Here is a 15,102-nt window from a genome sequence, read left to right as displayed (position 1 = left end):
GTCAGCTGCGCTGACTGAGATAACTTTTACGCAATAACCACTGATGGATCAGCGTGATAAAGGCCATCAGCACCACCAGCAACATCGCCAGCGCGCTGCCCATATTCGGATCGAGAGAAATATCCCCCGAGACCAACGCCGCGATACGCACCGGCACCACGTTAAAGTTACCGGTGGTCAGCGCATACACCGTGGCATACGCGCCAAGGGCATTGGCGAGCAAAATAACGAAGGTGCCGAGCAAGGCCGGGAACAGTACCGGAATACCGATATGACGCCAGTAACGCCAGCGTCCCGCGCCCAGCAAGGCCGCTGACTCGCGCCAGTCCTCCCGTAACGCATCAAATGCCGGATACATCAGCAACACGCCCAGCGGGATCTGGAAATAGGTATAGAGCACAATCAGGCCGTCTTTTGAATAGAGGTCGAAGTGTTCCATCAGGCCATATTTTTTCAGCAGCAGCGTCAGACAACCATTCAGGCCAAGCAGGATAACGAAGGCGAAGGCCAGCGGTACGCCCGCAAAGTTGCTGGTCATGTTAGTAAACGACATCACAAAGTCGTGCAGCTTTGTCGGGCCAAGCTGGCGAAGTGAGTAACTACCCACTAACGCAATAAGCAAACCGTATAAACTCGACCAGATGGAAATATCCAGTGAGAAACGCATAGCCTGTAAATAGAACGGTGATGTCAGAATGTCGGTGTAATTGCCCAGTCCCCAGGCTTCATAGGTTTCGCTGTAAAAGCTGCTCACCGCAATCCATGTCAGCGGCGCCAGCTGAAAAGCGATGAAAAACACCAGAAACGGCAGCATAAACAACGCCGCAATCCACTTAGCTTTCATCGGGTATCCTCTAAAAGTGACGGGATTCAGGCCAGTAATGCCGCGCAATGTGGCTTGTCGTGGGCAATATTGAGGATCTGACAAACAGTTCCGCATAACTCCGTCTGCAACGGTGCGGCCTCTTTGAAGCTGAACGCACTGCCGAAGACGAACAGCGGCACCTGACGCTCCTCCGGCAAAATACCGCCGTGGCTGCGGTCATCATTCATACCGTGATCCGCAGTCACGATCACCTGATAACCGGCGTCCAGCCAGTCGCCCAGATAGCGCGACAGGATGCCGTCTGCGGTGCGTGCTTTGTTGCGGTATTGGGGCGTCGACAGGCCAAATTTATGCCCGGCATCATCAATGTTCATCGGGTGGATCAGCAGGAAGTCGGGATCATGACGACGACGCAGGCTTTCGGCGTCATCGAACAGATGCGAATCAGGGTAACTATCATCGTAATAAAAATGGCCGTGCTGGATGGTCAGCGAGTCATCGCTGGTGTGGCGGTCACGCGGCGGGTCAAACGGCGTGCGGTTATACAGCTCGCTGACCCAGTGATAAGCCGCAGCAGCCGTCGTCAGGCCAGCGTCGCGGGCATAGTGGAAAATACTACGTTGAGTCGATAACCGGTCAACGTGGTTGTGAACAATGCCACTCACCACCGGCGTGATACCGGTGAGAATGCATTCATAAAGTGGCCGGGACAGCGAAGGCAATTCGCATTCCAGTTGATACAAGCGGCCGCGTCCTGCGGCACACTGGGCTTGCAGATAACCCATTGCGTCGCGGCCGACCTGATAATTCAGCCCGTCGAGTACTACCAGAATGCTCTTCATACCATGTCTACCTTTCATTTCTTACAGGTGTTGTTATTAACCAATGCTTTCGCTGTCCGGTTTTTCTTATTTTTTAATCAATTACTGCTGCATGTTGATCATGACGTTTTCCTGCCACAGACGCGGCAAGGTTTTCGCGCTCTTATCCCAGGCAGCCGGATCTGCAATCGGGTGCGCATTTTTGTATTCGCTGGAAGGCAGCAGTTTGGCTTTTGCATCGTCTGGCAGCGTGATGTGATCGGCACGGATTGGACGGGCATAGCCTTGTGCCAGATTGATCTGACCGGCATCAGAGAAGATGTATTCACGCGCCAGTTTGGCGGCGTTCGGATGTTTGGCGAATTTGTTGATGATCGTGGTGTAACCGGACGTGATAGTGCCATCAGATGGGATCACCACGTCGAAGCGGGTTTTGTCGATTTTGTCGCGATAGCTCAGACCGTTGAAGTCCCAGACTACGCCAACCTGCACTTCACCTTTTTCCAGAGACGCGATGACCGGGTTAGTCAGGCTCAGACGCCCTGCTTTCGCCAGTTTGCCAAAATATTCCAGACCTGGTTTCAGGTCCTTTTCATTGCCGCCCATCGCGTAAGTTGCCGCCAGCACGCCATTTGCGGCCTGCGCTGCGGTGCTCACGTCACCGATAGTCACTTTGTATTTGCTGTTTAGCAGATCAGCCCAGCTGTGTGGCTCATCTTTCACCTGCGATTTATCAATGATGAAGGCGATAGTGCCGGTATAAGCAAGTGCCCACATACCCTCTTTATCTTTTGCCCAGTCTGGTACCTGATCCCAGGTGGTCGGTTTATAGGGCTGAGTCACGCCTTTTTGCACGGCAACGGGTCCAAAAGCTGCACCCACGTCGCCAATATCAGCACTGGCATTGTCTTTTTCTGCCAGGAATTTCGCGATCTCCTGTGCCGAACTCATATCGGTATCGCTATGTTTCAGGCCATACTTGGTGCTCAGATCACTCCAGGTTCCTTTCCAGTTCGCCCAGTCATCAGGCATACCGACACTGTTTACCGTTCCTTCGGCTTGTGCCGCTTTCAGGAGTGCAGCAGGAGGTTCAGCGGCAAATGCCGATGAAGCGGAGAGGACAAGCGCGCTGGTTAACACAGAAGCGAACAACTGTTTCATAACGGATGCTCCGGATGGTAGTGTGTGTGAAGTGCTGGTCTAGTCCAGCAAGAACCAAGCCAATCTAACGCTCAATTGTGATAATTATATGTCAGCGCGAAAAAGCAGCAGTTTTAAGCTTATCGCTGTTAACAAGCGCACATTATTTACACGATGAAAGTTCAGATTGGTGCAAAAACGCACTGAAATGAGGCTTGCTGACCGATGAGTGAATCGCAGACTACCCTTGCCGTTATCTGCAAGGCATTAAGCGAAAGTATTGCGGCCGGGGCATTTTCTGCCGAGGGAAGGCTGCCTTCTGAGCGCACGTTGAGTGAACAGTTTTCCACTACCCGTATTACATTACGGGAAGCATTGAGCCAGCTTGAGGCCCAGGGTCTGATTTACCGGGAAGTACGCCGGGGCTGGTTTGTTTCCCCGCCACGCATTGTCTACAACCCGCTGCAAAGAAGTCACTTTCACGCAATGGCGAAAGATCAGGGGCGCAGCGCAAAGACCACAGTGATTAATGCGAAGCACTGTATTGCCAGCGATACGGTGTGTCAGAAGTTATTGTTGCCGTCAGAGAGTGAGGTCATTTGCATCCGGCGGTTGCGTTATATCGATAACCGCCCGGTTTTGTACGTCGAGCACTATCTTAATCCTCTGTATTTTCAGGGCATTCTTGACGCGGATCTCACGACATCGCTGACTGATTTGTACGCATCCCGCTATGACATCCATTACGGACGCGTGCGTTTCGACATGGTGCCGACATTGCTGCCTGAAGAGGCGTCACATGCGCTGAAAGTGGCTCCCGGCAGTCCGGCGCTGTTTATTACGCGTATTAACCGCGACCAGCACGACCGGGTTATCGACTGCGATTTAGAATACTGGCGCTATGACGCGCTGCACATTGATGTGGAAGTGAGTTGATTTAAGTGGAAAAAAACACCGATGGGATACCCTAAATCATTCGAGATGAATTAAGGCGGCAACTGAATGAACCCCAGGAGCTTACTGAAGTAAGTGACTGGGGTTCGTGATGGCAGCCAATGCAGAGTCAACTTGAAGGATGACGGGTATTAGTCGGCGTCGTAACCTAAGTTCGGCGCCAGCCAGCGCTCCACTTCGGCGACCGGCATATTTTTACGTGCCGCGTAATCTTCGACCTGATCACGCTGGATTTGTGCCACGGCGAAGTATTTGCTGTCAGGGTGGCTGAAATACCAGCCTGACACCGCAGCACCCGGCCACATCGCAAAGGATTCGGTCAGTTGCATACCGGTATTGGCTTCCACATCCAGCAGCTTCCAGATTTGCCCCTTTTCAGTGTGTTCAGGACAGGCCGGGTAACCGGGCGCCGGACGTATTCCCTGATAATTCTCGCGGATCAGCTCTTCGTTGCTCAGATTCTCGTTGGCGGCAAAACCCCAATACACCTTGCGCACTTTCTCATGCAGGTATTCCGCAAACGCTTCTGCCAGACGGTCAGCCAGCGCCTTGATCATGATTTTATTGTAATCATCATGCTGTTTGTCATACGCCTCGGCCAGCGCATCCTCCTCCAGCCCGCCGGTTACAGCAAATGCCCCCATGTAATCTTTCTTGCCGCTGGATTTCGGTGCGACAAAGTCAGCCAGGCAATAGTTGGCGAAATCGGTTTTTTCCGTTTGCTGACGCAGATGATGGCTGACCACCAGCACGTCTTCGCGGCGTTCATCGCTGTAGATTTCGATGTCATCGCCTTTGCGGTTTGCCGGGAAGAGACCGACGACGCCGCGTGGGTTGAGCAATTTCTCAGCGCAAAGTTTATCGAGCAGGTCATTGGCATCTTTGAACAGGCGTTTCGCTTCTTCGCCGACAACTTCATCTTCAAGAATGCGCGGATATTTACCTGCCAGCGACCAGGTCATGAAGAACGGCGTCCAGTCGATGTAATTGCGCAGTGTTTCAATGCTGGCTTCGACTTTCTGGATGCCCAGACGATGGACCACCGGTGGCGTGTAAGCTTCCCAATCGATAAAAGTAGCGTTGTCGCGGGCCACTTCAAGACTCACTGGCGGCGTGCGCGGCTTTTTACGACCATGCTGGATACGTACAGTGTCGTACTCTTTACGTGTACGTTCGATAAACGCGTCCCGCTGATCTTTTGACAGCAACGCAGACACCACGCCGACAGAACGCGAGGCGTTTTGCACGTAGCAGGTCACACCACTGTAATTTTTTTCGATTTTCACCGCAGTGTGCGCTTTCGATGTGGTTGCGCCGCCAATCAGCAACGGCATGGTAAAACCACGCCGCTCCATTTCTTTCGCGACGTTGACCATTTCATCGAGTGACGGCGTAATCAGCCCGGAAAGCCCGATGATATCGACGTTTTCTTCGATGGCGGTTTTCAGGATTTTGTCCGTCGGCACCATTACACCGAGATCGATAATCTCGTAGTTATTACATTGCAGCACCACGCCAACGATGTTTTTACCGATGTCATGGACATCGCCTTTGACCGTGGCCAGCAGGATTTTGCCGTTGGTCTGGCCCTTTTCCTTACTGGCTTCAATGTATGGCTCCAGATAGGCCACAGCCTGTTTCATCACGCGCGCGGATTTCACCACTTGCGGCAGGAACATTTTACCGGCACCAAACAGGTCGCCGACGACGTTCATACCGTCCATCAGCGGGCCTTCGATCACTTCGATAGGACGCGCGGCCAGCTGACGGCACTCTTCGGTATCCAGTTCGATAAATTCGGTAATGCCTTTCACCAGCGAGTATTCGAGGCGTTTTTTCACGTCCCAGCTGCGCCATTCCGCCTGCTGCTTATTCGCTTCTCCATCGTCCTTGCTGCCACGGTATTTTTCAGCCAGTTCAAGCAGGCGCTCAGTACCATCATCGCGGCGGTTGAGGATCACATCTTCGACGGCGTCGCGCAGTTCAGCCGGTAAATCATCATAAATCGCCAACTGACCGGCGTTGACGATGCCCATATCCATACCGTTGCGGATGGCGTGATACAGGAAGACGGCATGAATGGCTTCACGTACCGGTTCGTTACCGCGGAAAGAGAATGAAACATTGGAAACACCGCCGGAAATCAGCGCATGCGGCAGTTGTGCTTTGATATCGGCGCAGGCTTCGATGAAATCGACGGCGTAGTTGTTGTGTTCGTCAATGCCGGTCGCCACCGCAAAGATATTCGGGTCAAAAATGATGTCTTCCGGCGGGAAGCCGACTTTTTCAGTCAACAGCTTGTAGGCACGGCGGCAGATTTCAATTTTGCGGGCGCGGGTATCCGCCTGCCCGGTTTCATCGAATGCCATGACCACAACGGCCGCGCCGTACCGGCGTACCATACGGGCGTGGTGCAGGAAGGCTTCTTCGCCTTCTTTCATGGAAATGGAGTTAACAATCCCCTTGCCCTGAATGCATTTCAGGCCTTTTTCGATAACATCCCATTTGGAGGAGTCGATCATGATCGGCACACGGGCGATATCCGGTTCACCGGCAATCAGGCTGAGGAAACGCACCATTGCCGCTTCGGCGTCGAGCATCCCTTCATCCATGTTGATATCGATGATTTGCGCGCCACTTTCTACCTGCTGACGGGCTACCGCCAGCGCTTCCGCATACTTTTCTTCTTTAATCAGTCGCTTGAAACGAGCAGAACCGGTCACATTAGTACGTTCACCGACGTTCACAAACAGCGTCTGTGGATCGATGGTCAGCGGTTCCAGCCCTGCCAGACGACAGGCAACAGGAATGGTCGGTAAAGCGCGGGGCGGTACGCCTTCCACGGCTTTCACCATCGCCGCGATATGCGCAGGCGTGGTACCACAGCAGCCACCGACAATGTTCAGAAAGCCCGAGCGTGCCCATTCGGCAATATGCTCAGCCATTTCTTTGGCTTCGAGATCGTATTCACCGAAAGCATTAGGTAAACCGGCGTTCGGGTGCGCGGTAACATAACATTCTGCAATACGAGATAACTCAGCGACATACTGACGTAACTCATCCGGCCCCAGCGCGCAGTTAAGGCCAAAGGTGAGCGGTTTAACGTGACGCAGCGAGTTATAAAAAGCTTCGGTTGTCTGGCCAGATAAGGTGCGGCCGGAAGCATCAGTAATCGTGCCGGAAACCATGACAGGCAATACGATGCCCATTGCTTCGAATTCACTTTCTACTGCGAACGTCGCGGCTTTGGCGTTGAGAGTGTCAAATACGGTTTCGATCATGATCAGGTCGGCACCGCCTTCGATCAGTGCCCGGGTGGATTCGCGGTAGGCTTCAACCAGCTGATCGAAAGATACGTTACGAAATGCGGGATCGTTAACATCCGGGGAAATCGACGCCGTCCGGTTGGTCGGGCCTAAAACCCCGGCAACATAACGCGGTTTATCCGGCGTACGGGCGGTCCACGCATCGGCACATTGACGCGCCAGCCGCGCAGCTTCATAGTTAATTTCAGCCGACAGCGATTCCATATGGTAGTCAGCCATTGCAATCGTGGTGGAGTTGAAGGTGTTGGTTTCGAGGATATCTGCACCAGCAGCAAGATAACCGTTATGGATCTCGACGATCACGTCGGGTTTGGAGAGCACCAGAAGATCATTATTGCCTTTAAGATCGCTTTCCCAGTCAGCAAAACGCTCACCACGGTAATCTTCTTCTTCCAGACGATAGCTTTGGATCATGGTGCCCATGCCGCCATCCAGAACCAAAATGCGCTGTGCCAGCTGCTTATGTAGCGCCTCAACTCGATTAGTCACTTTCACCTCATCACCCATCACGCACACCCGGCAAATTGTTCATTCATGCGCCGGAAATCATGGTCAACATCCTAGCATACCTTCCTCAGCCAAAAGCCCGCACCGACGTGAGACTTTTTCAATTCGGGAAGACATCCCGCAAACGCAGTGCAACACATCGGATGAGCGTAAAGGCAGGTTGCGATCCATACTGTAAAAACGAAAACCAATTCCAAAAATGATTTTTCTTCGCCAGCTTTTGGCACATCTTACAAGGAACAGGCTCATGGCAACGTCCGTAACGGCTCCGGCCAAACGTGCTAAGAAAACCAAAGCCGCGGCTGTAACCGGCAGCGTCGCGACCGGGCAGGTACAGTCCCTGACACGTGGCCTTAAGTTGCTGGAATATATCGCTGAAGCCCAGGGCAGCGTGGCACTGACCGATCTCGCCCAGCAGGCGGGTTTACCCAATTCCACCACCCACCGCCTTCTGACCACCATGCAACAGCAGGGATTTGTCCGTCAGGTCGGCGATTTGGGCCTGTGGACCATTGGCTCACATGCTTTTATCGTAGGAAGCAGTTTCCTGCAAAGCCGGAATTTACTGGCAATGGTGCATCCGATGTTACGCCGCCTGATGGAAGAATCCGGCGAAACGGTGAATCTGGCGGTGCTGGATCACAGTGATTATCAGGCGATCATCATCGATCAGGTGCAGTGCAATGCCCTGATGAGGATGTCAGCGCCGATTGGTGGCAAATTACCGATGCATGCGTCGGGTGCCGGTAAAGCATTTCTTTCGACGTTGCCGGAAGAGCGTCTGGCAAAACTGCTACATAAAATAGGCCTGCACAGCTATACGCCCCTGACAAAAACGTCTCCTGTGAATCTGAAGCAGGAGTTGGCGGATACCCGTAAACGCGGCTATGCCTTTGATGATGAAGAGCATGCGCTCGGACTGCGTTGTGTGGCAACCTGCATTTACGACGAACACAACGATGCCTATGCGGCGATTTCAATCTCGGGCCCGGTTTCACGAATCACCGATGACCGCGTGACGGAACTGGGTGCACTGGTGATTCATGCGGCGAAAGAAATCACGCAGGCCTACGGCGGTGGAAAACACTGAGAAAGATGCTGAAATCCCACCATTATCCGGGAGGATTTCAGCAAATTAACGCTGGCTAAAACGCCGGGAACGACGATACGCAAAAACATCTTCGACGTGCCCTTCACGGATACGCTGTTGCAAACCGCGCCAGTAACCGGCGCTAAACAAATCGTCGTGTAGCGTTTCAAAGATTTGACCAAGGCGTTTGTCGCTGCAAAGGAAATGCCGGAATTCTTCCGGGAAAACATCGCCCGGAGCAATGCTGTACCAGGGTTCGCTGGCCAGTTCATCCTCCGGGTAACGGGGTGCGGGAATATCGCGAAAATTAACTTCAGTCATGTAGCAGATTTCATCGTAGTCATAAAACACCACACGACCATGACGGGTCACGCCAAAATTCTTAAACAACATGTCGCCGGGGAAGATATTCGCCGCAGCCAGTTGTTTGATCGCATTGCCGTATTCTTCAATCACGTCATGAAGCTGCGTATCGCTGGCCTGTTCCAGATATAAATTCAGCGGCGTCATACGCCGTTCAATGTACAGATGCCGGAGCGCAATGCTGTCCCCCAGATCTTCTATCTTGGCAGGTACTTCGCGCTGTAGTTCAGCCATCAGTTCAGGGCTGATGTTTTTCTTCGGCAGAACAAAGTGCTCAAATTCCTGGGTATCGGCCATCCGCCCGACGCGGTCATGCTCTTTCACCAACTGATAGCAGGCTTTGACCTGTGCCTCCGTCACTTCTTTCTGCGGCGCAAAATTATCTTTTATCACCTTGAACACGCGGTCACTGCCAGCCAGGGTAAATACCAGCATGACCATGCCCTTGACCCCCGGCGCAATAATAAAAGACTCGTCGGTTTGCGCCATAAAGTGCAAATGTTCACGGTAACATTCTGTTTTTGCGTGCTTTTGACAACCGATAGCGCTGTACAGCTCAGCCGTGGTTTTGGCCGGTAAAATCTCACGTAACCATTCAACCAGCGCACCGGGCTGCGGGGCATACACCATAAAATATGAGCGGGCAAAGCCAAAGACTATGCTGGCATCGTTGCTTTCCGTCAGACAGGCATCAACAAATAACTCATTCTGATGACTAAGATGCACCGGCAATAACAGCGGGAATATCTGTGAAGCACATCTGATTTTGCCGATTATCCACGCGGCTTTATTGCGATAAAAAATCTCGGTAGCGATCTCAATATCAGCATCCGCAAGCCACTCTGCGGGGAAGCGTTGCTTTAATGCAGTGGCAATATAATCCACATCACGGTTCGCATCCTCCCACGGTAAGCGCACCGGCAGGTCATCAAGGACTTTTACCAGCGTGGCAAAGAAATTACCCTGAACCGGGTAGAGGCGTGACAAAGGACGGGCACAATGTTGCTGACGCCGGGAGGACTGCTCACTGAAAATAAAAAGTTTGTCCGCTGTCAGATCGCGATGTTTGAAAATCCGGCAATAGACTGAATTAAAAAAGCTTTCAGCGATTTCAGCCCTCGGATAATCAGGCAGTAATCCGGAGTAACATTCCTTTATGCGGATCAGAAACGCGGCATCATAAAAACGCTGGCCGGTAATGCATTTGAGCTGGGCGACAACCAGACCGACATGGTGGTCATACAAATGGATACGTTGCTTCATCGCTGCCTGTACCGCTGACCAGTCGGCATTTTCAAAGCGCTGCTGCGCCCCCGATGTCACTTCGAGAAAGCGGCCGTACTGGGCGTCGAACCCCTGTAAAATAGTCTGCGCAATCAACAGCTCTATACGCATAGTGGCGACTCCCTGAGGAAAGAGACCCGGCTTTCACCAGGTCTGATGAGCATCAGTGTGACGTCGGAGAAAACTGCTGTTCTTCGGTAGAGCCGGTGAGTGCGGTGACCGAGGAGCGACCGCCCTGAATAATGGTGGTGACTTTGTCGAAATAGCCGGTTCCGACTTCCTGCTGATGAGAAGCAAAGGTATAGCCGCGATCTATGGCCGCAAATTCCGGCTCCTGCACTTTATCCACGTAGTGCTTCATCCCCTCGCCCTGTGCATAAGCATGGGCAAGATCGAACATGTTGAACCACATGCTGTGAATGCCCGCCAGCGTAATGAACTGATACTGGTAACCCATCGCGGCCAACTGGTCCTGGAAACTGGCGATGGTTTTATCGTCGAGATTCTTCTTCCAGTTAAACGATGGCGAACAGTTATAGGCCAGCAATTTGCCCGGGAATTTAGCGTGGATGGCCTCAGCAAAACGCTGAGCCAGTTTCAGATCAGGCGTCGATGTCTCGCACCACACTACGTCGGCATAAGGTGCGTACGCCAGACCGCGACTGATGGCCTGCTCAATACCGGCGTTCGTCCGGTAGAAACCTTCATGTGTTCTTTCGCCGGTAATAAACTGGCTGTCATACGGGTCGCAGTCCGACGTCAGTAAATCTGCCGCATCGGCATCGGTACGTGCCACCAATAACGTCGGCACACCAAGAACATCGGCGGCAAGACGCGCGGAAATCAGCTTCTGTACGGCTTCCTGTGTCGGCACCAGAACTTTGCCGCCCATATGCCCGCACTTCTTCACCGCAGCAAGCTGATCTTCAAAATGAACGGCGGCAGCACCGGCTTCAATCATGGATTTCATCAGTTCAAAGGCATTGAGTACGCCACCAAAACCGGCTTCAGCGTCCGCCACAATCGGCAGGAAATAGTCGGTATAGCCAGGCTGCCCGGGCTCAATGTTATTGGCCCACTGGATCTGATCAGCGCGACGAAAAGTGTTGTTAATCCGCGCCACAACTTCAGGCACCGAATTCACAGGATACAAAGACTGGTCGGGATACATACTGGAAGCCGTATTGGCATCCGCGGCAACTTGCCATCCCGAGAGATAAATGGCTTCGATACCCGCTTTTGCCTGTTGTAAGGCCTGGCCACCTGTCAGCGCGCCGAGGCAATTCACATACCCTTTACGCGATGCGCCGTGGAGTAAATTCCACAGGCGGGCAGCTCCGTGCTGAGCCAGCGTACACTCCGGATTGACTGAACCCCGCAGGCTGATCACTTCTGCCGCCGTGTAAGGTCGGGTGATATTTTTCCAGCGTGGTTGGCTCCACGTTTCTTCAAGCTGCTGAATTTGCTGAGTACGGTTCGTTTTCATGGCAAATACTCCGGTCTTTTTATGTGTAGGGTAAGAAGGATCAGGCCAGCAGCTGATAGCCCGGCAGGGTCAGGAAGTCGATTAACTCATCTTGTGTGGTGATTTTTTCCATCAAGGCAGCCGCCTGCGTGAAACGACCGGCGCTGAAACGTTGTTCGCCCAACTCCTGCTGAATAACCAGCATTTCTTCGTTCAGCATGCGGCGGAATAACGGCTTGGTGACGGGTTGTCCGTCATTAAGCGTTTTGCCGTGGTGGATCCATTGCCAGATGGATGTGCGGGAGATTTCAGCCGTGGCAGCATCTTCCATCAACCCGTAAATCGGGACGCAGCCGTTGCCAGAAATCCAGGCTTCAATGTATTGCACTGCGACACGAATATTGGCGCGCATCCCCTCTTCAGTACGCTCGCCGGAACAAGGTTCGAGTAATTGCTCTGCAGTAATTTCGGCATCTTCTTCACGCAGTACATCCAGCTGGTTTGAACGGTTGACGAGTGCCTTATCGAATACCTCAAGCACTGTGTCTGCCAGCCCAGGATGGGCGATCCAGGTACCATCATGTCCGTTATTCGCTTCCAGCTCTTTGTCTGTCCGGACTTTGTTCAGCACCCATTCGTTGCGTTTAACGTCTTTGCTGGGAATAAAGGCCGCCATTCCGCCCATCGCAAATGCTCCACGCCGGTGACAGGTTTTAATCAGCAGCCGGGAATAAGCATTTAGAAAAGGCTGAGTCATCGTTACGGACTGACGGTCAGGTAATATACGGTCAGCATGATTCTTCAACGTTTTGATATAACTGAAAATGTAATCCCAGCGACCACAGTTCAATCCGACAATGTGATCGCGCAAGTGGTAAAGGATTTCGTCCATCTGGAAAACCGCAGGCAGGGTTTCAATCAGCACCGTGGCTTTAATCGTGCCCCGCGCCAATCCCGCATAATCCTCGGCAAAACTGAAGACCTGGCTCCACCAGTCAGCCTCATGATAAGACTGCATTTTTGGTAAATAGAAATAGGGGCCACTGCCTTTTGCCAGTAATGCGCGATAGTTATGGAAAAAGTACAAAGCGAAGTCGAACAACGAACCGGGAATAGCTTCACCCTGCCAGTTCACATGCTTTTCAGGTAAATGCAGGCCACGTACACGACAAATCAGAACGGCAGGATCAGGTTTGAGCTGATAAATTTTCCCGGATTCATTGGTGTAGCTGATACTCCCGTTCACCGCATCGCGTAAGTTAATCTGCCCTTCTATAACTTTCTGCCAGTCCGGTGCCAGAGAGTCCTCAAAATCCGCCATAAAGACTTTTACATTGGCGTTCAGCGCATTGATCACCATCTTGCGTTCGACAGGACCAGTGATTTCTACCCGGCGATCCAGTAAATCAGCCGGAATGCCCCGTACCTTCCAATCTGAATTTTTTATGGAATGCGTTTCCGAAATAAAATCAGGCAACACCCCCTGATCTATCTTCTGCTGTACGGCAATGCGATCGGCCAGTAATCGATTTCGCAGCGGGGTAAAACGGACAACCAGTTCGGATAAAAAATCCACGGCTTCTTCGGTCAGAATTTGCGCTTCGTTTTCACCAAAACGGCGCGTAAAACCAAGCTGACTGCGGGTAATTTGCTCAGACATCGTTTATCTCCTGATTTATCTGCTTAATCTGCCAGACCGCCTCACTGAACAGATGCTATTACGGTCGAAAACATACCCGAGATACGCTCATGATCCTGAGGTGGCTTTTCTCTGGTTATTTATTGCCCGATAGATTTAAGCGTAATCAGTAATTTCATAAAATCAAAAACGATTTCCATTTTATTTCAAAATTAAAAAAGTTATGATTTTAATCAATCAGATAGAATTAGATAAATTTTCCATAAAATGGGAATGAATTTCGAATCTAAGAAAAATGTATGCAGAAGGAAGAAGATCAGAAAAAAGATCGCAGGGAGAAAAAGGGGAGAAAAACAGACGACCGATAAGATCGTCTGCTGGAAGCGGAAAGGGATTTACTCGAGTGTCGGATTCATCTGGCGCAGATCAAACGGCGTGATCTGATAAACATAGTAATTCAGCCAGTTAGTGAACAGCAGATGTCCATGGCTTCGCCAGGTCGCCTTCGGTGCCAGCTCGGCGTTATCCTGCGGGAAATAGTTGTAAGGCATTTCAGGTGATAACCCCGCCGCCACATCACGCAGATACTCTCCTGCCAACGTTCCCGCATCATATTCAGGGTGCCCGGTCACAAAAGCCATCCGCTTATCTTTTGTCGCAAAGAGATAGGCGCCGGCTTCGTCGGATTCAGCAAAGATCTCCAGATCCGTGTGCTGGCGGAGCACATCAGCCGGAAAATCTGCATAACGGGAATGGGGTGCCAGGAAGCTTTCATCAAAGCCACGGGTCAGTAATGCCAGCGGTTGCAGCGTCTGATGAGGATACACACCCGAAAGCTTCGCTTCGCGGGTCATTTTAGGTAGTCCATAAAGCACATTCAGAGCAGCCTGAACCGCCCAGCAAACAAAAAGTGTGGATGTTACATGCTTTTTCGCCCAGTGGATCACGCGCTCAATTTCCGGCCAGTATGCTACATCACAAAAATCGACCAATCCTAAAGGCGCACCGGTAACGATCAGGCCATCATAGTTGTCATGCTGAATGTCTTCAAAGTCACAATAGAAATTATTCAGATGCTCTGCAGGGGTGTTTTTAGATTCACGACTGTCAATGCGCAGCAGCTGCACATCTATCTGCAGAGGAGAGTTGGAAAGCAGCCGTAAAAACTGATTTTCGGTCTCAATTTTCTTCGGCATCAGGTTGAGAACCAGCACCTTAAGAGGACGGATCTCCTGCGTTTTCGCACGTGATGACGTCATGACAAAAACGTTCTCATTGCGCAGGAAATTCACGGCTGGTAATTCATCTGGAACCCGGATCGGCATAACAACTTCCTCACTACATCCATTTATACGTTTAGACTTCTAGATAGCCGAAGATAACGGGTTTTGATTGAGATGTCGAGCCTGCAAGCGGTAAGTGAAAATGTTTCAGCTTAAGCTACTAATTTAGACGGTCTGGTTATAAAGGAGAGCAGTTCAGGGCGCAGGAGAGATAAAAACGGCGAGTTAAGTTGTGGATCCTGACGGTTTTTAGGATAGATAATGTACAGAGCATTTCAAATTCCGCATAGCAAAAAGCCCCGTACTTTTGTACGGGGCTTTCCACTTATTTGATGCCTGGCAGTTCCCTACTCTCGCATGGGGAGACCCCACACTACCATCGGCGCTACGGCGTTTCACTTCTG

The 15,102-nt window shown here is 51.7% G+C and carries 10 protein-coding genes; 2 read left to right on the top strand and 8 right to left on the bottom strand.

The window, feature by feature from the left end; genetic code table 11:
• Window position 1 precedes the first annotated feature (1 nt).
• The 3 genes from HGO41_RS20360 to HGO41_RS20350 form a co-directional block, all read right to left on the bottom strand.
• Entirely contained in the window at window positions 2-844 is an 843-nt protein-coding gene (locus HGO41_RS20360; RefSeq protein WP_037034946.1) for an ABC transporter permease, read from the bottom strand.
• 26 nt (window positions 845-870) lie between these two features.
• Complete coding sequence (locus HGO41_RS20355; protein WP_013577384.1) at window positions 871-1,668, bottom strand: alkaline phosphatase family protein; 798 nt, start codon at window positions 1,666-1,668, stop codon at window positions 871-873.
• An 81-nt stretch (window positions 1,669-1,749) separates the two neighbouring features.
• A complete protein-coding gene (locus tag HGO41_RS20350; RefSeq protein WP_013577385.1) occupies window positions 1,750-2,808 on the bottom strand; it encodes an ABC transporter substrate-binding protein in 1,059 nt (352 codons plus the stop codon).
• 204 nt (window positions 2,809-3,012) lie between these two features.
• Between HGO41_RS20350 and HGO41_RS20345 the strand changes: the two genes are divergently transcribed.
• Window positions 3,013-3,723: a UTRA domain-containing protein gene (locus HGO41_RS20345; protein ID WP_015690560.1), complete on the top strand. Its 711-nt coding sequence runs from the start codon at window positions 3,013-3,015 to the stop codon at window positions 3,721-3,723.
• 149 nt (window positions 3,724-3,872) lie between these two features.
• Here the strand turns inward: HGO41_RS20345 and metH are convergent, their stop codons facing one another.
• Window positions 3,873-7,574 (bottom strand): methionine synthase, encoded by a 3,702-nt coding sequence (gene metH / locus HGO41_RS20340; protein WP_013577387.1) that lies wholly within the window; start codon window positions 7,572-7,574, stop codon window positions 3,873-3,875.
• 247 nt (window positions 7,575-7,821) lie between these two features.
• Between metH and iclR the strand changes: the two genes are divergently transcribed.
• On the top strand, window positions 7,822-8,664 hold the full coding sequence (gene iclR, locus HGO41_RS20335; protein ID WP_250981339.1) for a glyoxylate bypass operon transcriptional repressor IclR: 843 nt from the start codon (window positions 7,822-7,824) through the stop codon (window positions 8,662-8,664).
• A gap of 45 nt (window positions 8,665-8,709) precedes the next feature.
• On the opposite strand, the gene aceK is transcribed toward iclR, so the two are convergent.
• From aceK to metA, 4 genes are all read right to left on the bottom strand, one after another.
• Window positions 8,710-10,422: a bifunctional isocitrate dehydrogenase kinase/phosphatase gene (aceK, locus tag HGO41_RS20330; RefSeq protein ID WP_013577389.1), complete on the bottom strand. Its 1,713-nt coding sequence runs from the start codon at window positions 10,420-10,422 to the stop codon at window positions 8,710-8,712.
• 52 nt (window positions 10,423-10,474) lie between these two features.
• A complete protein-coding gene (gene aceA / locus HGO41_RS20325; protein WP_013577390.1) occupies window positions 10,475-11,797 on the bottom strand; it encodes an isocitrate lyase in 1,323 nt (440 codons plus the stop codon).
• A 40-nt stretch (window positions 11,798-11,837) separates the two neighbouring features.
• Entirely contained in the window at window positions 11,838-13,436 is a 1,599-nt protein-coding gene (aceB, locus tag HGO41_RS20320) for a malate synthase A (RefSeq protein WP_223510389.1), read from the bottom strand.
• A 374-nt stretch (window positions 13,437-13,810) separates the two neighbouring features.
• Window positions 13,811-14,740, bottom strand: coding sequence for a homoserine O-acetyltransferase MetA (gene metA / locus HGO41_RS20315; RefSeq protein WP_013577392.1), 930 nt, complete (start codon window positions 14,738-14,740; stop codon window positions 13,811-13,813).
• Window positions 14,741-15,102 lie beyond the last annotated feature (362 nt).

The sequence above is a fragment of the Rahnella sp. CG8 genome (assembly GCF_023701875.1).
Lineage (GTDB): Bacteria > Pseudomonadota > Gammaproteobacteria > Enterobacterales > Enterobacteriaceae > Rahnella > Rahnella aceris.
This window is presented reverse-complemented; position numbering and strand designations above follow the sequence as displayed.